Raw genomic sequence first — 22207 nt, forward strand, 5'->3', positions numbered from 1 at the left:
AAAACACAGTGCCTAAATGGGTTTATTACAATTAAATAAAGCGTAAAAATTAAAGCTAGGTCACTAACTCTAGATAAGGCGCACTATTAACCTGCATAACCAAAGCAAGTGCATCCCCCCTTGCAAGCGGCTTACTCATTAAATAGCCTTGGCTTTGTTGGCAATGTAATTTAGAGAGTACAGCTAACTGTTCCGCTGTTTCTATTCCTTCTGCAGTAACAACTAAATCAAAACTGTTTGCAATAGCACAAATTGCTTCAATTAATTGCCGAGCGCTTCCCATAGTCTCAATGCCTTCAATAAACGCCCTATCTATTTTTAAACCATCCACAGGTAGCGCATTCAAGCGCGCTAAACTACTAAAACCCGTCCCAAAGTCATCTATGTAAATGCCGAACCCGAGCTCATGAAGCTGCTCTAATGGTGCCACTAAGCTATCTTCTGTCATCATCATCGCTGATTCTGTTAGCTCAATTTTAAACTGCTCTGGTTTAACTCGATTGTCGGAAAATAACTCGATAAGCCAGGGCACAAATAAGCCGCTTTGTATTTGTAACGGCGAAACATTTACACTCATGAACAAGTCATACTTGCCACACTCACGCATAAAAGAAACTGCACTTTTAAATACCCACTGGCCCAACATATTTATTTTGGCGCACTCTTCTGCGATTGGAATAAACTCTGCTGGGCTGACAAAACCAAGCTCTGTACTGTGCCAGCGCAACAATGCTTCAAAGCCACGTAACCTTCGTCCTTCGCTGCAATATATGGGTTGGAACTGCAGACTTAACTCCCCGTCGCAATCAATGTCGTGCAGTGCACGCTCTATGCGTAATTTTCTTGACGCTTCACAGGCAATAGCAGAGCTATAAATATAATAACAATTCTTTCCTCTTTTCTTGGCTTCATACATGGCAATATCGGCGTCATGCAGTAGCTTTTCAGCTTCATAATTGACACAAGGTGCCGTGAATCGTCTCACGCCAACACTACCACTGATACTGTGGCTTTGCTGTTCATATACAAAGGGCTTGCGTACTTCGACTAAAATATCTTCGAGTATGCCTTCTAACGGCATAAGTAATTTATCAAGGTCTATGAGTACGGCAAACTCATCACCTCCTAAACGTGCTATATCAGAAAAGCTCCCTAACAATATCCGCATTCGAGTAGCAAACTCAACCAGCAGCCTATCTCCTGCTATATGTCCTAAAGTATCGTTGATTAATTTAAAGCGATCTAAATCAATATAGAGCAATACATATTGCTTTGCTGAGGCACTACGACAGGTTTCAACTAATCCTAAAAAAGTTTGCCTGTTTAACAGGTCAGTTAAACTGTCGTGCTGTGCTTTATATTTCAACTGTTCATTAAATAATTTCAGCTGAGTTATATCAGTGACACGCCCTTCATATAACGTTCCACTAGGTCCATGCAACCAGCTTCCTGTTTGCCGGAGCCAAATGCTGTCAGCACTTTCTACTTGTGCTAACCACTCAAGCTCATCATGGCGTGAACGTTGCTCAATAATTTTTTGCCACTGTTTAGCAAACTCATCATCCACTATATACTGGCTTAAATACGCACCTAGCTGCTGTGTTTGATTTCCTAATAATAAACGTCGAAAGGCAGGGTTTGCATCAATCAATTGCCCATGTCCATCTAAGACAAACAACCCTTCATTACTGTTTAGAAATAAGCTTTTATATTTTCTTTCAGCGCTTATTTGCTGCTGTAACGCTGCTAAGCGCTTATCTGATTCAACACTTAATCGTTCGTTTGCTTGTGCCAAACTCGTGGTCCGCTCAATGACTATTTTATTAATCACATTGTTCCGAGATACCAGATAACGTAGCTGCATCCACACTAACCAAGCACACAAGCATGCAACCGTAATAAACCCCGCGATCATTAGCTGTCTATTTTCTAGTAGACTGGGAGACAGTTGCCTGTGACTGTATAACTGTAACGTCAATTTTTGGCCATAAAAGTCAATCGTTTGGTTTGCACCTTCATTGCGATGCGCAAGATCATAATTATTTTGCCAATCAGAATTAAAGAGTTCTTGTTGAACCGTGTAAACTCGCACATGCTGCTGACTGGTTTGATAAATATGCCCAAATAAACCTTCTAATAGAATCGGCAGTTCGAAACTCAACCCCAACACTGCTGAGGCTCCTTGATGATCAGGCCTTTGTAATAATAACGTCCACTTATCCTGATGAGACCAGTTTAGAGCCATTAAGCTTTGGTGTTCATACAATGTCTCAATTTGCGATTCGCTAAATGCTAAACTGTCACCCATGGTATGACCATAATCAGCTAAAGGTGCAACATTCATGAGTGTCAGGTAGTGGGGGCTGACTTGCTCTTCTAAACGCACTGTATAATCGAAAAAACCAAGCTGACGCTGCGACGCTTCAATAAGATGTACTTGTTCAGGTGTTATGATCTGATACATTTCTAAGCGCAGTTCAACATCTGAGCCAGGTAACTGAGATTGCGCCACTTGGTTAAATAAATCCATTTCAAAACCGTCATCCAAATACGCATCAATGGAGTAAAGTAAATGCCCCACATAAGCAAGCTTGGTATCAAGCTGATGATGGTATTGCGATAGCTGCTGCTGCAATGTTTGTCGCTCTTGCTGCTGATAATAATTATTCAGCAAAAACCCTACGTAAAGCATAGCTGAGGCAAAAAACAAAAAGCAGACAGCACCAAATTGCACTGGAGAGCGTAAAACTGAAATAATTGGCGTAACTATAGACATATGTAATTGACGTTGTATTCTATACACACCTGATAATAGTTCTTATTTACAATGAAGAAAAGCAAACTTTTACTTTATTCCCTTATATTGATACAAAGTACACCAATATTTGCCCAATCAGCACATTTAAATGTCTATTCATTTCGTAAATATGAATTGATCGAACCCGTTATCAAAAAATTTGAAGCACGGCATAACATCAAGGTTAATGTAGTCAATGGTAAATCAAAACACCTATTGGCACGATTAAAACAAGATGGTAAAGGCTCACTCGCAGATGTGGTGTTAAGTTCTGATCTTATTCAATTACATGATCATAAAAACTTATTACAACCAATTCCAGAATTATCTGACTGGGCACATATTCCAAATGAGCTTAAAGATGATGAAGGAATGTGGGTCAGCATTTCAATGCGAACTCGCGCACTTTTTAGTCGCAAAGACACCCAAGCAACGCCGCCGATACATTACGCATCATTAACCCAAAAACAGTACCGCGGAACTTTTTGTGTCAGAGATTGGCAACATAGTTATAATAAAATGCTCGTAGCCTCTTTATATGCTACTAAGTCAAACGCTGACATAGCTTGGCTATCGCAGGCCAATAAACTGTTGGCAAAAAGGCCAACTGGTGGGGATAGAGATCAGTTACGTGCACTCGCCCGTGGTCAATGTCAATACGCCCTTGCTAATCATTACTATTGGACCATGATGAAGCAGTCAACGAACAAGCGAGACCGTGATCTGGCCAACAAACTCACCATTCATTATATGCTCACCGCGGACAACAGCACACCGATATCGACCACCACTGCCGCGATTGCGAAACACGCACCAAATAAAACACATGCACAAACCTTTATTGCTTTTTTACTGACTCCCGAAACTCAAAGCGTTTATGCCGACTCGCTAGCAGAATATCCCGTAATTAATCAAGTTGATAAAACCGCAATCCCTTTTACACCCAACATTACCGCAGTAAAGCAGAGTTTGCCCTTATTGGGGCTTGCCACAAAAAATCTACCGAGCTCTTAATCTAAGTGCTCGGCATATATGATTTGTAGGTTACAATTAAAAAGGGCAAGGGAATATGATTTATGCCCCAAGACCTGATAAGTCGTGGCATTTTTTGGACCTTGTAATGTCATCACTTGATGCTGCTTTGCTTTGAAGGCTTGTTGCATCTGTCCATATTTCCCAGCATGAATAAGCGTTAAATAAGGGGGATCATACTGCCAATGACCTTCAGTAAAATGCGCAACATCATGGTTAGTTGCTCGCCATCGCCCATTTTTCATTAAAGTAATGCGAATATCAGGGTGCTTACAATCCACTGAATACAATAAATCAGGCAAGGCATCATGCTTATTCTGAACGGGGAAGTATAAGCCTAAATTGCCTTTAGTATAAAAGTGTGTGTGGCGATTAAACACCCTTACATCTAGTCGTTCAAATCCGAGCGACTGAACTGTAGTCGTTAACTGCTGCAAAAGCTCAGCATTAAGGTCGCCAGGAAAATAAACCAGTGTCGGATGGCTGTACTCCGTCACAGATGAAAGCGTATTCAGCTTATAATTGATCCCCTCCCTGTCAAGCCTCTTCAACAATTTAGTCCACTGGGCCTTGTTAAGGCCCGAATCAAAAACATGCACTTGAGAAGAACTACAGCCGATACAAAGTAATAGCCAAAAAAGGAGACCTATTTGCCACACAACTCTTTCCATGTTTTACCTGCTTTTCACAACGACTGACTACAAATGTAATCAATTCAAAGCACAAGCGCTATTACCTTAAATGAATATCTCCTCCTCAATTAAACTCGACATCATATTTTTGAACCCATTGCTGTACTGCTTTTTTAGGGTACAGTACATCTTTAAACAAATGATGACGCTTATAGGTGAGCATTGCTTTTTTGGTCGGTGCACCAGACACCACTTGACTATGATATTCATTAAAGTGTGAGATTAAATTAAAGCTATGCGCACTGGTATTTTTTACCCTAGCAAAATGTGCTTTCAAGTAGCCACGTACATCATCTGCGGTCATCAGATCTGACGCATCTAAATTCATCAACTCTTTTTTTAATGTTGAACGAATACCCATAAAATTTATCCTCATAACCTATCGCAACCTTAGCTGACTTAAGGTGCTAGTTGAGCTGCAACATACACGACAATTACGGCATTTAAGTTAAAGACCATAAAAATAGATAAAAAGTTTCGTGGCCCACCGTATCCAGCGGTATACTGTCGCAAATTGAATAGGAGTTGTGTAAATGTCTGATGAACCGATTGACTATATTGAAGTAGAGTTAGAAGAAGAGCCTATTGAGCTATGTAACTTACTCAAAGTACTTGATCTTGTTGAAACTGGCGGACAAGCAAAAATGCTCATTGGCGAAGGCTACATTGCCGTCAATAATGCAATTTGTACTGTTAAGCGTAAAAAAATGTACTCTGGCGATAACTTGCACTTCGATGGTGATGATTACCTACTCACGCTATCGCCCGATGCCACCCCAGCTCAAAGAGCCGAATCTACCCCTGAGCCTGCTGAGCCAGAAAAAAAGAAAAAGCGTAACCGGAGTCGAAAAAATAAAAAAGATGCGGATACAGGAAGAAAACCAATCTCCTTTGGCTAAACGATATATGCAGCCATCATATTTATAAGCTCCTATTTGATACTCCCAAGAGCAATAGCTGTTACCTTTCACTATTGCTCATTCGCCACAGACAATGATATAAAACCCGCTCAGCTTATACAAAGGAAATGATATGTCTATTTGGTTTCGCCCTGTGACATTAGAGTTTTGCAATGAGTTAGATAATGGCTTACATGGCCAAGGCTCTCTGATGAAAACCCTCGATATTCAAATTGTGGAGATCGGAGACGACTATCTGGTTGCAACGATGCCCGCAACACCGCATCACCACAACCCTATTGGTTTGGTGCATGGTGGTGCGAATGTTGCTCTTGCTGAGACCGTAGCAAGCTATGCGGCCAATTTTGTTATCGATTTCGAACGATTCTATTGTGTCGGCCAAGAGATCAATGCCAATCACCTCAAAGCGTCTAGAAATGGTATGTTGACTGCTACAGCGCGTGCATTACACATCGGCAAGCGCACCTCTGTTTGGGAGATTAAAATTATTAATGCCCAAAACCAACTGTGCTGCATATCACGGATGACTGCGGCTGTCGTGGCTAGAAGCGCTCAAGATGAGTCTTGATTAACTGATCATAGACCCCATTTTTTTTTATTTTTCCTAAACCAATATTAAATTGCGTAATAATCTCATTACCTTGAGGGTGGGTTTTCAATACGCCCATATGCAAAGGCCACGAGACCAATGCAGGCTTCAATACGGTGAGGTTATTCAAGTTAGGAAATGTTTTAAAGTGGTATTTAGCCGCCCATAAATCAGCTACTGACACATCTACTCGTCGCTTTTCAACGAGCTCCAAGCATGCTTGTAAACTTGACACAGGGAGCAGTTCTAATCCTTCAATGGTACTTAAAAAGTCGTGATAGCCATACCCACGAATAATGCTCATACTCAAAAAACGTAAACTATTCGCACCTGAAAACGTAAGCAATGTATCCTGACGGTGGACGACAACCATCTCATTGTTAAAGTATGGTTCAGTAAATAAAAGAGTTTTTGAGCGTTTGGGAGTCCACCACAACGCAGGGACCATATCCACAGTACCTTGCTCAAGTAATCGCATCATTCGACTAAATGGGGCAACACGCATTTCAAAGTGAATACCTTGTGCCGCAAAAGCTGCAAAAGCCACCTCTTTCACTAAACCAGAACCATCTTCAAGTATATAAGGAGGCCATGGATTATGTCCCCCAATCACAACCTTAATTGGCTGGGCAGCGCTTTCCTGAAGCGCAAAAATAAACCAAGCTATGTAGAGTAAATGCCTCATTCCCCTCTTCATCCTCATTGGTTGCATCCCGTAATTGTAGTCTATAAATCTAAATTCACGGGCAGTATTCATATACGCAGGTGCACAGCAACGTGACTGATTAGGTGAGCATTTGTTACTATAGCGATTAATGAATGTAAGCCGTGCTATGGGAAAGACGCTATGGAAAAGTTAAACACCATCGTTGTGGGGGCTGGGGTCGTTGGTATGGCGATTGCAGCTAAACTCAGTGAAAATCAAGACGTATTACTCATTGAGCAAAACGCGCAATTTGGTGAACACAGTAGCAGCAGAAACAGTGAAGTTATTCATGCAGGCCTTTACTACCCTACACATAGTTTAAAAGCACAACTGTGTGTACGAGGCAAAGCGTTGTTATATCAACATTGTGATAAATATCACGTGCCTTATCACAAAGTAGGTAAAATACTTACTGCAAAAACCACTCGTGAAGCGGATGTATTATCCCAAATCAAACGTCAAGCCCAACTAAATGGTGTGACAGACTTAAAACACGTCTCTGGCTCACACATTCAGCATTACGCACCAGAAGTGCAGGCTACTGAAGCGCTCTGGTCCCCTTCCACTGGGATCATAGATAGCCATCAATTTATGCTTTCTCTGCTCGCGCAACTTGAGCAAAATCAAGGCCAATATGTCGCTAACACTCAGTTTTTAAGTGCGCAAAAGACACCTGATGGCTACATTGTTGAATTAAACTGTGATGGTGAACCTTTCCAGTTGCACTGCCAAAATTTAATCAACGCTGGGGGATTATTTGCACAGAAAAATGCGCAAATGATAGAAGGTATGGATGATGCTTTTATCCCTGAGCTGCACTATTGTCGAGGTCAATACTTTAGCTATCAAGGAAAACACCCGTTTACACATTTAGTGTATCCCGTCCCTGAACAACACGGGTTAGGTATTCACGCCACCATAGACCTTGCTGGTCAGCTTCGATTTGGCCCTGATACTCACTTTATTTCTTCGCTTGATTATCAGATAAATGAGCACGAGAAAAGTAAGTTTGTACACGCCATTAAACAGTATTGGCCCGCACTTGATGAGACAAAACTACACAGTGCTTATGCGGGTATTAGAGCCAAAACCACTCGTTCAGGTACGCAAGACTTTACGATTCAGACATATGAAACACACGGTTGTCAGGGCTTAATAAACCTCTTCGGTATAGAGTCACCAGGATTAACGGCCAGTTTAGCTATTGCTGAGCACGTACACTCTAGTACCCTATGATCCTCCCTCAACGGCGTCATCAATCGTTTTAGCCCTATCGTCCATTAGTTTTTGGACATTTTGCGCATCTTCCATGAGCTTTTTAACTGCACTCGGGTTGAGTGCAGACGGTATGCCTTGCCCAGACTCGTCATCACCTTTCTTGGTCGCCAGCGTCTGTAAAATAGCAGTATCTTCAGCAGCCATAATCGTCACCTTACTTGGGTCTAATGTATGCTGCTGGCTATCGCCATTCGAGTTAGGCTTATCAGAATAAATCCAATTCCCCTGTGCGTCGCGCCATTTATAAATAACAGGCTGTGCTTTGACTGAGCCTTGCTCATCCACTAATGCGCGCGCATCATCTACGGTTTTCTCAATTGCCCGCTTAGATTGACTCAACACATCACCAGTACCGGCCTCAATTTTATTAATGACGTTATCCATGCTAAGCCATGTCTTGCCGTCTGGACGCTTCAGCACAAACAAAGATCCTAAACCAATCAGCATGATCATAATCATCATATAAGTTGCTGCTTTCATAACCCACTCCTTCGTATCTTTTTGACATTTTAACCCTTAGGAATGCATCATACACAGAGGATGAGCATAAAAAAAGCACAACAAATGTTGTGCTTGTAAAGCGTATCTGACACTGGAGAATGGTTAGATACCATCACCATCAATATGTAAACCACATTCACGGTTCAAGCCAAAAAATCGCGTTTCTTCTTCAGTCATACCGGGTTCGAGTTTACGTGTCGTATGTACATCACCCATCGACACATAACCTTGCTCCCAAAGTGGGTGATAAGGTAAGTCATGCTTAGTCAAATATTGGTAAACATCACGGTTGTTCCACTCGATGATCGGGTAAACCTTGACCGTACCTCGGCTAATTTCCAGTATTTTCTTATCCGCACGTGTCGAGGACTGATCTCTGCGCAGGCCACTAAACCATGTACCCACCTGATGCTCTTGTAGTGCTCTGGTCATCGGCTCTACTTTATTAAGCGTATTATATTGTTTTATACCCTCTTCCCCGAGTTCCCATAATTTTCCATACTTGGCTTCTTGCCATGCAGGGCTAAAATTAGAGCGGTACACTTTCAAGTTTAAGCTTAAGCGTTCAGTTAAGTAGTCAACAAACTGATATGTTTCAGGAAAAAGGTAGCCAGTATCAGTGAGTACCACAGGAATATCTGCTTTTTCTTGCGTTACTAAATGCAGCATTACCGCGGCTTGAATACCAAAGCTAGACGATAAAAATGCATTGTTCGGCAAATTGTCTAAGGCCCAAGTCACACGCTGTTGCGGTGTCATTGGCAACAGTAATTCATTTGCTTGTGCTAATAAGTCGCGCTGCTCATCGCCACTTAATTGTAATATATTTTTATAGTCACTCATGCTTATTCCTAAAGTTGGCAGGCTGCCCTGCCAATATCCTATTTGTTTAAGCGTGGAAGTCTGTTTTTGACACTTTAACTTCCGCAACAATCTCTTTACGGATCACAAAGTCACCAAAACATTCATCTTGCTCACGCTCATTTACCCACTGGCCGATTAAGGTATCTAGGGCAGGTAAATACACATCTTCGCCTACATTTTCTAAATACAACTTCGGAACACGAGTTCCTTCTTTGTTACCACCTAAATACACGTTGTACTTACCAGGGCCTTTCCCAACTAAGCCAACTTCAGCAAGTAGCGCGCGGCCACAGCCATTCGGGCAGCCCACAACACGCAATATGATGCTGTCATTTGCAACGTCATGCTTTACTAGCAATTGCTCAACTTTAGTAACTAAGTCAGGTAAATAACGTTCAGCTTCAGCCATCGCAAGTGGACATGTTGGTAATGACACACACGCCATTGAATTTTTGCGTTGTTCAGTATCCGCATCATCAATCAAGCCATGTTCGCGGGCTATTTTTTCAATTTCCGCTTTTTGCTCAGTCGGTACGCCCGCAACAATCAAGTTCTGATTCGCTGTCATGCGGAAATCGCCTTGGTGAATTTCAGCTATCTTGCGACACCCTGTTTTTAAGGCTTTTTCTGGGTAATCTAAAATACGGCCGTTTTGGATAAATAAGGTGAGGTGATGCTTACCATCAATACCTTCAACCCAGCCGATGCTATCACCACGATGCGTGAATTCATAAGGTCTGCTATCAGCAAACTTAACACCCGCGCGGTTTTCAACTTCAGCTTTAAACTCATCAATACCAAAAGTATCTAGGGTATATTTAGTCTTGGCATTTTTACGATTAACACGGTTACCCCAATCACGTTGTACCGATACAACGTGCTCAGCTACCTGAAGCGTATGTTCTAGTGCAATGAAACCAAAATCGTCGGCTTTACGAGGGTACGTATTCACATCACCATGCGTCATGGCTAAGCCACCACCCACTAACACGTTAAAACCAACTAATTTTCCGTCCTCTTCAATGGCAACAAAGTTCAAATCATTGGCATGCACATCCACTTCGTTATTCGGTGGAATCGTCACGGTTGTTTTAAACTTACGCGGTAAGTAAGTAGACCCTAGAATTGGTTCGATATCCGTGGTGTCTTTACGCTCACCATTTAACCAAATTTCTAAATAAGCACGTGTTTTTGGCAATAAGTGCTCTGAAATTTTTGCAGCCCATTCGTACGCTTCTTGGTGAAGTTCTGACTCTACTGGGTTCGTGGTACACAGCACATTACGGTTTACGTCACCGGCAGTTGCAATTGAATCAATACCTACATCATGTAGCGTGAGGTGCATTTCTTTAATATTTGGCTTTAATACGCCATGAAACTGAAACGTTTGACGCGTGGTTAAACGAATACTGCCATACATGGTTTTATCACCAGCAAACTTATCTACCGCGAGCCACTGCTCTGGCTTGATAATACCGCCGGGCATACGCGCTCTAAGCATCACATTGTGTAATGGCTCTAGCTTTTGCTTCGTTCGCTCAGGGCGAATATCACGGTCATCTTGCTGATACATACCGTGGAAACGGATCAATTGGAAGTTATCTGCCGTAAAACCACCGGTCAATGGATCAGACAAGTCTTCGGTGATTGTGCCGCGTAAATGCTTACTTTGTGTTTTTAAACGTTCGTTATCTGCAAACTTAACGTTTTGATCATGCTTACTATTGGGCTTGCTCATTTATAAATTCCTAAATACTTTACTTTGACGGTATACCCTACGCGCATCGCAGGGTATATAAGCACACGCACCGATTAATAGACGTCTTTTTGGTAGCGGTTTGCACTACGCAACTCTTTCAAATATAGCTCTGCTTGCTCATCATCTTTACCACCATGTGCTTTAATAATATCCACAAGGGCTTGATGAACATCTTTGGCCATGCGATTCGCATCACCACACACATAAAAATGTGCACCTTTTTCTAACCAAGCAAACACCGCTGCGCCTTTTTCACGCAATCGATCTTGAACATAAATCTTCTCAGCTTGGTCACGGCTAAAGGCCAAATCAATATGGGTTAACAAACCTGACTTTACATAGCCTTGTAATTCCACTTGATACAGGAAATCTTGAGTGAAGTTAGGGTTACCAAAAAACAACCAGTTTTCACCTTGCGCTTCACGCGCATCACGCTCTTGCAAAAAAGCTCTAAATGGCGCAATACCGGTACCTGGACCCACCATAATAACAGGCGTTGCATCATCGCTTGGTAAACGGAAGTTATCGTTATGCTCACTAAAGACCTTTACGCTCACTCCTTCTTCTGCTCTTTGTGCTAAATACCCAGAGCAGCCACCAAAGTGCTGTTCACCAAATGCTTCAAATTCCACTAAACCAACCGTTAAGTGTACTTCTTCTTCCACTTCTGCTTGGCTTGAAGCGATTGAATACAAACGCGCTTGCAGCTTACGACAGCTATCCGCTAATGCTTGTGCTGTGATCTCGGCTGGATTTTGTAAAATAATATCAAACACTTGACGAGCTTCGATATATTCACGCATTGCCGCTTTATCTTCCACCAGCGCCAACAATTCTGCATTGTTTGCCGCTTGACCATATTTCTCTACAAAGCTTGGATATGACTGTGTAAGTTCAAGTTTTTCAATCAATGCAGTGCGAATATCAAGTGTTTCTTTACCAACGGTTACTTGCGCATCAGCTTTAATATTTAAAGCTGTCAGTACTGCATCGACTTGTGCGTCATCATTTAAGAAATAGACACCCAGTGAGTCACCCGGTGTATAGGTAATATCTGAGCCTTCTAATGAAATTTCTACATGGCGTACATCTTTACTAGAGTCACGGCCGGTAATTTTTTGCACGATTGATAGCTCAGCTGCAAATGGGTTCTGCTTATTATATTGACTGGCTGCTGCCACAGGTGCGCCAAATGGCATACTGACCACATTTGCACCTGCACTTTGCTGTGCTTGTAATTGCGGTTCAAAAACATCCAACGCGCCAGTGATCCACGCTTGCGCTTCATCTTCATAATCAACGTCTAAATCTGCACGTGGGTACGCTATTTCAGCACCCAACTTTACCAAGCGCTCTTCAAAATCAATGGCCGTTTGGCAAAAGAACTCATAGCTTGAATCACCTAAACCAATTACCGCCACTTGGGTACCGTCTAATTTAGGTGCTTTTTTGCCTGCTATAAATTCATGTAATGTTTCAGCATCCTCTGGTGGCTCACCCTCACCATAAGTCGATACTGCAATCACTAAAAACTTCTCTTTCTTCAGTGCTGAGGTTTTATAGTCAGACATACTGACTAACTTAACGGTTAAACCTTTCGATTCTGCTTGCTCTTTTAACTGACTGGCAACCCCTTTCGCGTTACCCGTTTGCGAGCCATATAAAATAGTTAATGGTGCAGCATCACCTGCAGGTGCAGCCGATTGCCCTACAGTGCCACTCAATGCCGCGGTGTTTGCATTGGCAGCCAAATAACCACTTACCCATGCTTGTTGAATCGGGTTTAGTTCTGCAACTAAACCTTGTAGCTTTTGCACTTGCTCTTGTGTAAGCGGGCTTGCCGCAGCACTAAGTTGACTTAACAACATTGAAAATTCCCCGTAACCCTAAACTATTTTTTGCTTAGATTGCTCTTCTACAACGCCCTTACAGGACGTAAGGATTTATGAGTTGAAAGCATACGCATCTCTCGCGCTAAGAAAAAGACGAAGATCTGCTTTGTTATTCCATTTAGTTATTGATAACGAGAAAGTCCAACGAAAACAGCTTAAAAGAATTGTTTTAAATTATACAACTCTAAAGTTAACATACCGACAACAAGGGCTGTATAAAAAATGATCTTGTTTAACTTTAATAAAACAATAATTCTTTAAACAAAAATAGAGAAAAATAATGAAACACGGGAATAAGGCAACACGAACTATCGTAGCAGCCGCACTAGGACTAACACTTCAAGGCCACGCTATTGCACAGGTGGCTAACGGCAACTTTGAATCTTGGCAACAAGGTCAACCAACACAGTGGAGTACCATAGATAGCGGTATCACAGTAACCAAAAACAATACCATAATTAAAAGTGGTACGTCTTCTGCTCAAGTCACGGTAAGCACAGCGTCGCAGAGCAATACCGATTTATTGCAAGCCATCGCGGTTCAAGCTGGGCAAACTTATGACTTTAGTACTTGGGTATACCATACAGAAGGCAAGGTTAAAGCACGACTTATCGTCGACGGCTACCGAAGCTACTCTGATCCTTACACTACGCAGCAATGGCAAAAAATCAGTCACCAATATACTGCAAGCACCAGTAAAGTAATCAACGTCGGACTGCGCTTTTACGATGTGAGTGGCTTTGATGGTAATGAGATAGTTTACCTTGATGACTTTCAACCATCAGATTCAACCCCGCCAGTTACCCCTCCACCAACGACTTGTAGCAATAATGAACTTACTGTCAAGTTAACCACCGATAAATATGCCAGCGAAACCAGTTGGAAACTGAATACTGCCCAAGGGCATACCGTAGCCAGCGGGGCTGATTTCACCAACAATACAACACACACAGAAACACTATGCCTTACTGATGGAATGTACAACTTTGTTATATCAGACAGCTATGGTGATGGTATTTGTTGCGAATTTGGCAACGGATCATATTTATTAACGCATAATAATCAGACAATTGCCGAAGGCGCCTCTTTTACCAATCAAAACACGCATCGCTTTACCTTAGGCAGTGATGGTGGCGATAATGGCGGAGGCACACCCGGTGATTATTACGCATCAGCTGCTGGATTAACCGGATATGCACTTAAAACACAATTGCACGAAATAATAAAAAGTCATAATTCGCAAGGCTACAGTGCCATTTGGCAATTTATAGACCGCTCTGAACGTGATCTTTATTTTGAGAAAGATAACTCAGTGCTAGATAGGTATTCAGAAAAACCAAGTTCAATTGATGCCTACAATTTTGTTGCGGTATCAGATCAGTGTGGTTCATACCGAGGAGAAAGCGACTGCTACAACAGAGAGCATTCATTCCCGAAAAGCTGGTTTGGTGGAAAAATCGAGCCTATGAATTCAGATATTCATCATATTTTCGCCACTGATGGATTTGTAAATGCAAAACGCAATAGCTTTCCATTTGGAGAGGTTGCTTCGTCAAGCTTCACCTCAACCAATGGCAGCCGTGTAGGCCCAGCAAAAAGTACGTTAAATTATAATGGCACCGTCTTTGAACCTATTGATAAATTTAAAGGTGACTTTGCACGAGTCTATTTTTATATGGCAACACGATATGAAGATAAAATAGGTAACTGGCAAAACTATTCAACATACGGTAATGCCGCTTTAGATGGCAGCAGAACCCGCGCATTTGAACCTTGGTTAGTTACCATGCTGTTACGCTGGCACCAGCTTGACCCCGTTGACGAATTAGAAATTGCGAGAAACCAAGCGGCTTATGAGTTTCAGGGCAATCGTAACCCTTATGTAGACCACCCTGAATTTGTCACGCAGATTTGGTAAAGCAAACACACCCTGATATTAACTATCAGGGTTTTACAATATAAAAAACGGCCTAGTCCATTAGGCCGTAACCGACTTAACGGGGAACTCTCTTATCTTGGATTAATATTTAATGGCTTAATGGTGACTTTGGCATTACCACTTGCCCCCATGTAGTTATTATAATTTTGACCTTCAAATAATGTATAAAACACATCAACATAGTCATCATCATTGCTAAACCAATGAGCTGGCATCGCTTTTATTAATTGGTTTGTTAACTGTGGAATAATCGCATAGCCTTGTACATTCGGATCGGGTATCGCCCGCATAGCTTGTGTCACAATATCTAAAAAAGTCGTCGCAAGCGTTTGATAATTGGTGTTGTCGTCCTGCTCCATCAATAATACATCAGCGGCTTGCCAGCGATAGCGATTCCAGTGGATCAAGGTTTGATTAGGTGTATAGTCGCGTCCATCACTGTCCAGATACGGCATATCGACAATATCGAGTATCGGCTCATCTCTGGTTGGACTCACACCCGTTACGACTGCGTATACTTCAGCATTACCCGAAATCCACGGCTCTTTATCATCATTTAAACGAATGCGTTGTAAGTTACTGGTAGAAAGCACGTCAGCGTCATTTTCAGAAGAAGTAATAATCGCGCTAGCTTCTGTATCTTGGTTTTGTGCAAATATGCTTTGCATAATTGCTAAACCTTCGCGCGCGCTTTTTCGACCATCAATTTCTACAATAAGAACAGGCTGTGATGGCATTGTCTGTGCATCGAGCAGATGAACATTCCCATCATGATCATAGGCCTCGATATAAAGCCAAGATGTATCATCGCCTTTTGGTGCAAACGCTATCAGCGGTTTCTCGCCGCTACTCCAAGGTGCTAACATCGCACTATCTGCAAGCCTCAGTTGAAAAATTGCATTATTGTTTACATTTAAACCCTTGAGCATTCTCGTATAGCTTGATGCGACGTTCACTTGTTCCGCCGCACGGCCTGACATTAAGCTAGCTTGCAATGGAATGGACAAGCGCTGTTCACTCATCATTGTTTGTAATCGAGGCGTAAGCGCCTGTATCTGGTTGGCTACAACTTTTGAGATTTGTTTCTTTATATCAACAACTTGAAATTCTTTTGACGAGAATACATCTAACTCTTCAAATGTTTCCGTCATTGACTCTTGCTGCACTGATTGTGCATGAACATGTACACTCGCTACCGTCATTAAGGTGGGGAGCATTATTTTTTTTATTAATTTCATCTTCCAATCCTGTAAGTTATCCGTGTGTATTGAATACAGAAGATAAAACTTACAACAAAAAAGATCAACAAATTTAATTTAAAATTAACAATTTAAAATGCAAAAATAAATACAATGAAATTAATGCCATTTAAATCAGGTGGTTATAACAGATTTTTCTATTTAAAGGGAAGTAGAGTTAAAGGTCTAGTAAAGAACTAAACCTACTCGAATGATACGCTGTTATTCAATTGGGTAAAGGGTGATCTCCATTCCAGCACCAATCGCAGAGATACGGAGTAATGTGTCGGCATGTAATGCCTGTGAGTAGCATTTAGGTGATGTACCTGAGTTAAAGCCAATGTCAAAAGTGCGCTTTGAACAAGATAGCCACTGCTTCAAACCCGCTTTTGAACAAGATTCTATCAATTCACATAAATGATTAATTGCTTTATCTGGGCTCGTAACGTCAGCATTTGCTTCAATTCTTGCCAATTGACGGTATTCGTCTTTGTCATAATGCAAAATCATGGCATTCTTTTTCAAATCATTAATTAATGCGCTTATGTCATGTTTAGATTCTAACTCGAGGTCTACATTTAAGAACTGAATGTCTGACATGTTTTCTGATTTACCTTATGTAATATGATGATGAACTTAGCTACATAGTAAAGTGTAACCAAGTAACACCATGCTGGCTATAACAAACTCACGCTGCGACAATTTAACGCAGTGACAGCTGGCAGAAAAATAGTAAACTGTTCCTCTTTTATACTTAAACTCACATAGTCATGAATAAACGCTGGTTAAGACCCGCACGCAAAGTGCATAAATGGTTAGGATACCTACTCGCAATTCAAATATTTGCTTGGTTACTTGGTGGGCTAGTGATGAGTGCAATCCCTCTAGACAAAGTACATGGTAAGCACTTAGCTAAGCGCCAGATCGATTCACCTTTTTCAGCATTAAACTACCCAGCTGATTTGAACGCCATCACCAAACAAGTCCCAAGAGTATCGCATATTTCATTTATTCACTTTCTTGATACCCCTATCATTAAGGCCAAGGGTGAACAAACCCTTTGGTTTGATGGTATTACGGGAAAACAATTTAACCCACCAGCTAAAGAAGAAATTACACAACAAGCCTCTCTCCATTATTTAGGTGCTGGCCAACCTGAACACATTCACTTACTCGATGTGGGGCCACGAGAAATAGGTTATCGGGAAAATATATGGCAAGTAAGCTTTAGCGACTGGCAAAACACCACGATATACCTCAATGCACAAAGTGGAGAGGTGCTTACCGTAAGAAGTCATATATGGCGCATTTTTGACTTTTTCTGGATGCTTCACATTATGGATTATGATGAACGAGATGACTTTAACAACCCGTTACTCATTAGTTTTGCATCAATTAGTGTGTTATTTTGCCTTTCAGGAATACTACTATTGTTACAATCTCCCCCATGGCGTAAAAGAAAAATAAGCAATCAACTGCCGTAGCCTTTGTTGATATAATTGCATTTCTGATGTCCACATACTGTGAGAGAAATGCACTTTATTATTGTGTTATATTCGATTTTATTCGCTTTACCTAGCCACGCAAAAGAGTTTAACAGCTTTTATCAAGCCAAGAAGTACCTCACTAAAACCATAACAAAAGACCAACGAACACTTTATTGTGGCTGTAAAATTATAAAAACAGGCAAAAAGCTCAGCCCGGATGCACGCTCTTGTGGCTATGAGCCTCGTCGCCCTGTCACCCATGCAGGTAAAATAAATAGCAGAACAACGCGTATTGAGTGGGAGCATATTGTCTCTGCTTGGGAGTTTGGCCATCAACTACAATGCTGGCAACATGGCGGCCGAAAAAATTGCAGAAAAACCAGCCCATTATTTAGAAAAATGGAAGCGGACATACGTAATCTTGCACCTGCAATAGGTGAGATAAACGGCGACCGTTCAAACTATCGCTTTGGAATTTTACCAGATACGCCATTAAAGCATGGCCAATGTCAGGTACGTATAAACTTTAAAAAACGCCTCATTCAGCCACCCCCATCAGCCCGAAAGAAAATAGCCAAAGCTTACTTTTACATGAGGGACACATACAAGCTGAAAATTTCCGCAAAACAAACCAAGTTGTTCAATTATTGGCTGTCACTCTAGGTCAAAATGCATCCGTAACAATCCGAGTTAGGCTATTGCTATTGTGTATATTAGTTGCTAATTTCTAAACATGAAGCTGTTCATATTCATTAGAGGAATTGTCAATGTTCACTCGGATTACCACATCTATCGCCCCAATATTAGGTATTTCAATTGTATTATTAACCGGATGTGGTGGGGGCAGTGGCAATAGTACAAACAGCAACAGTGATACAACTAATAGTGCAACACCGCCTGATACTACTTGGCAAGTTGCCCAGTTTCAGCCTGCAGAGACTTTTGCAAATTACTGCGCCAATCCTCGAACAGGATTAGATCCTTTTGAAAACAAGGCTTATCCAGATAAGCAAGGCAGTGCTGCGCATGAAAAAATGTGGCTACGCTCTTTAACCCATGAAACATATTTATGGTACGACGAAGTTGAAGACACCAACCCAAGCGACGCTGAGAGTGTGGCGCAATACTTTGATGTTTTAAAAACCTTCCAAACAACGCCATCAGGGAATAAAAAAGACAACTTCCATTTCACCCAAAGCTACGAAGACTATAAAAAAGAATCACAGTCGGGCGTATCATCAGGGTTTGGCGTCCGCTGGTCGACAGTTAGCAGTAAGCCACCTAGAGTATATCGAGTCGCGTATACACAAGATAATTCACCGGCAGAAATTGCGGGATTTAAGCGGGGTGACACAATCACCGCGATTAATGGGGTTAATATAAACTCAAGTGATACAGAAGCACTTTTACTGGGCTTAAACCCAACAAGCGGCAGCACCCATACTTTTACACTCGCACGTGAAGGCCAATCTGAGCCCGTGATCGCTACCGTTACAGCGGGCGATATAGCATTAACACCTGTGCAAAATGCACAAACATTTAATGTAAACGGTAAAGCGGTTGGCTATGTACAATTTAATCAATTCATTAGTGCTGGGCAAAGTGGCCTTATTAGCGCATTTAAACAATTTCAAAATGCCGGGGCTGAGGCCTTAGTACTCGATATGCGCTACAACGGTGGTGGACTGGTCGATATGGCCGCGCAATTAGGCTATATGATCGCAGGACCCAATAATACCGATACACAGACGAGTAACCCCAAAGTATTTAGTCAGACGATATACAATGACAAGCTATCGGCGAACAACCGAAATGTCACGTTCAGAAACCAAGAGATTAATTGGGATACCAGACAATATACCGATACTATTTTACCGAGTACCAGTTTAAACACCGTATACATTCTCAGTACCGCAAGCACCTGCTCTGCCAGTGAACTCATTATTAATGGGCTGCGCGGTATTGATTTAAATGTGGTTTTAATTGGTACTCCGACCTGCGGCAAACCTTATGGTTTTAAACCTGCCCCAAACTGTGGTCAAGTCTATTACACCATTCAGTTCACCAGTGCTAACGCAAAGAACTTTGGGGCGTATTCCGATGGATTTACCCCGGTTGACGCTGCGGGGAATACGGGTGAACTCGGCCTAACGAGTAATGTTAGCGGCTGCGCTGTCAATGATGACTTCGCTCATGCGCTTGGAGACCCTCTTGAGGGACAATTAAAAGCGGCACTTGAGCATATTAAGACTGGGAGTTGTCCTGAATTGGTGCAAAGTCGACCTTCAACTTATGCAATATCAGATTACATCAGCGCGGGAGTTGCCCTAGAAATTCCACAAGGCTCTGCAAATGGTGGCGCTATATTCACTAATATTGTAGAGCCGAAGTAATGCGCAAATCACAACGTCAAATATGGCTGCTAAGCACACTATTTTTTAGTGTCGGGTGTGAGCAAACAGCGCCACCCGCACCAGCCCTTGCCACCATAGAACATCCAACGGCAATCATGAAAGCTGAACTGCAAAGTGCTATCGTACAATTAAAGGGCGGCGTTGCTCCCCGCCTAGCTGACGGTGTTTTTTCAACTGGTAGTTCGTTATTGATAGAACAAACTTCAAACCTTGCAGGTCCCTTAGAAAGCCCCATTTATGTTACAAATAAAGAAAGTGTCGCTCGATTCGAGCTACAAAAGCGGGGCGACTTATGTGTTTTGTACTTTCCAAAAACACAAAACTACGTGCCATTAGAACATGTTAAGTGTCGCCCTACTTATTCCGCTGAAAAGTAGTGTTTAAATACCTGACATAACGCTTGTACCTTAGCTGTACGGTGGACTGACACATGGGTAACGAGCCAGAAATCTAGCTGCCAATATAACTCATTTTCTAGTATTGGCTGCATATTCGTCGTGCGCTTGGCTATAGCATGCTGCATCCCGCCAATTCCTAAGCCGTGATATATTGCTCTTGTGGCTTCAGCAGTCTCTGAAACCCTCACACATACTTGTTTTGAGTCGATAACTTTATCTACCCATGAGAAATACGGCACCGTGTTATTAAATCCGGTTACACCTCCTACAAAATAGTGATTTGGCAATTCTGCAACTGAGTTTGGCAGGCCATACCGAGCCACATACTCATCCGAAGCATACAAGCCTGCACGCCGTGAACAAAGGGGCAGTACAACATAATCAGGATCTGTCGGTTTTTCTCCAGCTCGGATCGCAACGTGAGCTTGGCCATGATCTAATCGCAACTTCTGTTGCTTTAAGATTATTTCTAGCTGAACGTGCGGGTGTTGTTGCTGGAATTGCAAACACGCAGGACTTAACATTTCCATTGCACCGCTCACCGTTGTTAATAACAAGCGCCCCTGTAATGTACTATCAGCGGCGATGATTGAATGTTGTAGTTGCCCCAGCGTATCATCAATCCCCTTCCCCACCTGTAATAACTTTTCACCCGCCTCTGTAACTTTATAGCCACGAGCATGGCGATGAAATAACCGTGTATTTAACTGTTGCTCTAATTGCTCAACACGCCTAAGGACGGTGCTATGGTGAATATTTAATACCTTTGCCGCAGCAGTCAAAGTACCTTGCTTTGCTACGATGTAAGCAATATGAATATCTTGCCAATCCCCAATCTTATCCATTATCTCGACCACTATTCATTTAATCACCAAATATGGTACATTCTCATGCACTTTGTTGCGATATCACACTGAAAAATATCAGTGCTCATTAATTTAGGAACATTATTCAATATGGATACCCTATGTAGTTATCCTCAGGACCTAACGTTTACACCACAACTTCCTTATGCCTTTTATAGCTGTACCTTTACTAATGAACATTATACTGACAGCCAATTTACAGCGCATCAGATCGATTTTCCAGCCAAACTGAATAACGCAGTCACCAAGCGTAAAGCTGAGTTTTTAGCTGGTCGTATCTGCGCCAAACATGCCTTACAGCGCATTGACATTAAGGGTGTCCAAATTATCAGTGGAGAAGATCGCGCACCAATATGGCCTGAAGGTATTAAAGGCAGTATTACTCATACCCAAGGTATTGCCATTGCAATGTGCTCTGGCGATACAGGGCTCAAGGGGCTTGGTATTGATGTCGAACGCTTTATGGGTGATGAGCAAGAACAAAAGTTACAAACACAAATATTACACCCAGAGGAAAATAGTGCTTTTGTTTCGCTCTCATTAACTACCGCGAATCCACTAACCCTCATTTTTTCTGCCAAAGAAAGTATTTATAAAGCACTATATCCAAGTGTCGGTAAATTTTTTGGGTTCGACGCGGTTAAACTCATTAATTTTACCAGCAATGAACTGAACTTTGTTATTGTTGAGCAATTATCAACTGAGCTTCCAGTAGGTAAACAAATCACTGTACGCTATCAATTGAGTAAGAATTTAGTATTTACTGAGTGCGAATATAAATAGAAGACCACAACAAAAAAACCAGCCTATCAAAGGCTGGTTTTTATAAAGATAA

General features: G+C 41.9%; 21 protein-coding genes. 10 read left to right on the plus strand and 11 right to left on the minus strand.

What is annotated here, in order from left to right; genetic code table 11:
* Positions 1 to 55: 55 nt before the first annotated feature.
* Positions 56 to 2776 (minus strand): putative bifunctional diguanylate cyclase/phosphodiesterase, encoded by a 2721-nt coding sequence (locus tag PCIT_RS10205; RefSeq protein ID WP_010363824.1) that lies wholly within the window; start codon positions 2774 to 2776, stop codon positions 56 to 58.
* Between the two features lie 51 nt (positions 2777 to 2827).
* Here PCIT_RS10205 and PCIT_RS10210 point away from each other — a divergent pair, with 51 nt between their 5' ends.
* Positions 2828 to 3811, plus strand: a complete 984-nt coding sequence (locus tag PCIT_RS10210; protein ID WP_010363825.1) for an extracellular solute-binding protein — start codon at positions 2828 to 2830, stop codon at positions 3809 to 3811.
* Here the strand turns inward: PCIT_RS10210 and PCIT_RS10215 are convergent.
* Together PCIT_RS10215 and PCIT_RS10220 are read right to left on the minus strand one after the other, a co-directional pair.
* A complete protein-coding gene (locus tag PCIT_RS10215) occupies positions 3808 to 4500 on the minus strand; it encodes a hypothetical protein (protein WP_010363826.1) in 693 nt (230 codons plus the stop codon). The genes PCIT_RS10210 and PCIT_RS10215 overlap by 4 nt on opposite strands.
* A gap of 85 nt (positions 4501 to 4585) precedes the next feature.
* On the minus strand, positions 4586 to 4882 hold the full coding sequence (locus PCIT_RS10220; RefSeq protein ID WP_010363827.1) for a hypothetical protein: 297 nt from the start codon (positions 4880 to 4882) through the stop codon (positions 4586 to 4588).
* A 172-nt stretch (positions 4883 to 5054) separates the two neighbouring features.
* Between PCIT_RS10220 and PCIT_RS10225 the strand changes: the two genes are divergently transcribed.
* Positions 5055 to 5420 (plus strand): RNA-binding S4 domain-containing protein, encoded by a 366-nt coding sequence (locus tag PCIT_RS10225; protein WP_010363828.1) that lies wholly within the window; start codon positions 5055 to 5057, stop codon positions 5418 to 5420.
* Between the two features lie 133 nt (positions 5421 to 5553).
* Positions 5554 to 6009 (plus strand): PaaI family thioesterase, encoded by a 456-nt coding sequence (locus PCIT_RS10230; RefSeq protein WP_010363829.1) that lies wholly within the window; start codon positions 5554 to 5556, stop codon positions 6007 to 6009.
* Here the strand turns inward: PCIT_RS10230 and PCIT_RS10235 are convergent.
* Positions 5984 to 6715, minus strand: a complete 732-nt coding sequence (locus tag PCIT_RS10235; RefSeq protein ID WP_010363830.1) for a substrate-binding periplasmic protein — start codon at positions 6713 to 6715, stop codon at positions 5984 to 5986. The two genes, PCIT_RS10230 and PCIT_RS10235, sit on opposite strands and share 26 nt — an antisense overlap.
* Positions 6716 to 6877: 162 nt before the next feature.
* Here PCIT_RS10235 and PCIT_RS10240 point away from each other — a divergent pair, with 162 nt between their 5' ends.
* A complete protein-coding gene (locus PCIT_RS10240; RefSeq protein WP_010363831.1) occupies positions 6878 to 7972 on the plus strand; it encodes an NAD(P)/FAD-dependent oxidoreductase in 1095 nt (364 codons plus the stop codon).
* Here PCIT_RS10240 and PCIT_RS10245 read toward each other — a convergent pair.
* From PCIT_RS10245 to PCIT_RS10260, 4 genes are all read right to left on the minus strand, one after another.
* Positions 7967 to 8494: a DUF4124 domain-containing protein gene (locus PCIT_RS10245; RefSeq protein WP_010363832.1), complete on the minus strand. Its 528-nt coding sequence runs from the start codon at positions 8492 to 8494 to the stop codon at positions 7967 to 7969. The two genes, PCIT_RS10240 and PCIT_RS10245, sit on opposite strands and share 6 nt — an antisense overlap.
* Positions 8495 to 8617: 123 nt before the next feature.
* On the minus strand, positions 8618 to 9358 hold the full coding sequence (locus PCIT_RS10250) for a phosphoadenylyl-sulfate reductase (protein ID WP_010363833.1): 741 nt from the start codon (positions 9356 to 9358) through the stop codon (positions 8618 to 8620).
* A gap of 46 nt (positions 9359 to 9404) precedes the next feature.
* Positions 9405 to 11117: an assimilatory sulfite reductase (NADPH) hemoprotein subunit gene (cysI, locus tag PCIT_RS10255; protein ID WP_010363834.1), complete on the minus strand. Its 1713-nt coding sequence runs from the start codon at positions 11115 to 11117 to the stop codon at positions 9405 to 9407.
* Positions 11118 to 11191: 74 nt separating this feature from the next.
* Entirely contained in the window at positions 11192 to 13006 is a 1815-nt protein-coding gene (locus PCIT_RS10260; protein ID WP_010363835.1) for an assimilatory sulfite reductase (NADPH) flavoprotein subunit, read from the minus strand.
* 304 nt (positions 13007 to 13310) lie between these two features.
* On the opposite strand from PCIT_RS10260, the gene PCIT_RS10265 reads away from it, so the two are divergent.
* Positions 13311 to 14948 carry an endonuclease gene (locus tag PCIT_RS10265; RefSeq protein ID WP_010363836.1) on the plus strand — a complete coding sequence of 546 codons (1638 nt, stop codon included), beginning with the start codon at positions 13311 to 13313 and terminating at the stop codon, positions 14946 to 14948.
* 92 nt (positions 14949 to 15040) lie between these two features.
* On the opposite strand, the gene PCIT_RS10270 is transcribed toward PCIT_RS10265, so the two are convergent.
* Both PCIT_RS10270 and PCIT_RS10275 read right to left on the minus strand, forming a co-directional pair.
* A complete protein-coding gene (locus PCIT_RS10270) occupies positions 15041 to 16207 on the minus strand; it encodes a DUF3103 family protein (protein ID WP_010363837.1) in 1167 nt (388 codons plus the stop codon).
* Positions 16208 to 16429: 222 nt separating this feature from the next.
* Positions 16430 to 16807, minus strand: a complete 378-nt coding sequence (locus PCIT_RS10275) for a hypothetical protein (RefSeq protein ID WP_010363839.1) — start codon at positions 16805 to 16807, stop codon at positions 16430 to 16432.
* Positions 16808 to 16977: 170 nt separating this feature from the next.
* On the opposite strand from PCIT_RS10275, the gene PCIT_RS10280 reads away from it, so the two are divergent.
* The 4 genes from PCIT_RS10280 to PCIT_RS10295 all read left to right on the plus strand — a co-directional run bounded on the left by PCIT_RS10280 (position 16978) and on the right by PCIT_RS10295 (position 20485).
* Positions 16978 to 17691 (plus strand): membrane protein, encoded by a 714-nt coding sequence (locus PCIT_RS10280; protein WP_010363841.1) that lies wholly within the window; start codon positions 16978 to 16980, stop codon positions 17689 to 17691.
* A 48-nt stretch (positions 17692 to 17739) separates the two neighbouring features.
* Positions 17740 to 18357, plus strand: coding sequence for an endonuclease (locus PCIT_RS10285; protein ID WP_010363843.1), 618 nt, complete (start codon positions 17740 to 17742; stop codon positions 18355 to 18357).
* Positions 18358 to 18461: 104 nt separating this feature from the next.
* Positions 18462 to 20087 carry a S41 family peptidase gene (locus PCIT_RS10290; RefSeq protein ID WP_010363845.1) on the plus strand — a complete coding sequence of 542 codons (1626 nt, stop codon included), beginning with the start codon at positions 18462 to 18464 and terminating at the stop codon, positions 20085 to 20087.
* Entirely contained in the window at positions 20087 to 20485 is a 399-nt protein-coding gene (locus PCIT_RS10295) for a hypothetical protein (protein ID WP_010363848.1), read from the plus strand. Before PCIT_RS10290 ends, PCIT_RS10295 begins: the two co-directional genes overlap by 1 nt.
* Here the strand turns inward: PCIT_RS10295 and PCIT_RS10300 are convergent.
* Positions 20467 to 21354, minus strand: a complete 888-nt coding sequence (locus PCIT_RS10300) for a LysR family transcriptional regulator (RefSeq protein ID WP_420492146.1) — start codon at positions 21352 to 21354, stop codon at positions 20467 to 20469. The genes PCIT_RS10295 and PCIT_RS10300 overlap by 19 nt on opposite strands.
* A gap of 108 nt (positions 21355 to 21462) precedes the next feature.
* Here PCIT_RS10300 and PCIT_RS10305 point away from each other — a divergent pair, with 108 nt between their 5' ends.
* Positions 21463 to 22155: a 4'-phosphopantetheinyl transferase family protein gene (locus tag PCIT_RS10305; protein ID WP_010363850.1), complete on the plus strand. Its 693-nt coding sequence runs from the start codon at positions 21463 to 21465 to the stop codon at positions 22153 to 22155.
* The last annotated feature ends 52 nt before the right edge of the window (positions 22156 to 22207 follow it).

The organism is Pseudoalteromonas citrea, assembly GCF_000238375.3.
GTDB classification, from domain to species: domain Bacteria; phylum Pseudomonadota; class Gammaproteobacteria; order Enterobacterales; family Alteromonadaceae; genus Pseudoalteromonas; species Pseudoalteromonas citrea.